The organism is Prevotella sp. P4-119, assembly GCF_002251345.1.
In the GTDB taxonomy this organism is placed as follows: Bacteria; Bacteroidota; Bacteroidia; order Bacteroidales; family Bacteroidaceae; genus Prevotella.
In genome coordinates, this window is sequence record NZ_NPJB01000104.1 from 1 (window position 1) to 491 (window position 491).

Genomic DNA, 491 nt, shown 5'->3' on the forward strand with positions numbered 1-491 from the left:
GCCGTACCGGAAGGTGCGGCTGGAACACCTCCTTTCTGGAGACGGATCTTAGATGATTAAGGTAGTTTCAAAAGAATGGGATGAAGCATTGGTTTGTTCAGACACTCCTTCGGCTTCTTGTGCTAACGAATCTGTTTTCTCGAATAGAGAATCGAAGGAAGCTGAGGACACTGTACTGTTCCAAAGCATCTTGAACGAAGTCCTATAGCTCAGTTGGTTAGAGCGCCACACTGATAATGTGGAGGTCGGCAGTTCAAGTCTGCCTGGGACTACGATGCAAGGGACTTCAATTCCCGACCGGGGGATTAGCTCAGCTGGCTAGAGCACCTGCTTTGCAAGCAGGGGGTCAACGGTTCGAATCCGTTATTCTCCACTTGTCCTTGAAATAGAGGAAAGAGATCTTTGACATATTGACACAAGCAAGACTGTAGATTAGATAATAAATCAGAAATCAACAGCTGAAAGTATGAGCACTTATGCATACGGCCGCC

General features: G+C 46.8%; 2 tRNA genes. Both read left to right on the forward strand.

Features of this window, described 5'->3' with window-relative positions:
• Nucleotides 1–198 precede the first annotated feature (198 nt).
• A tRNA-Ile gene (locus CIK89_RS12990) sits at nt 199–272 on the forward strand.
• A gap of 27 nt (nt 273–299) precedes the next feature.
• A tRNA-Ala gene (locus tag CIK89_RS12995) sits at nt 300–373 on the forward strand.
• The last annotated feature ends 118 nt before the right edge of the window (nt 374–491 follow it).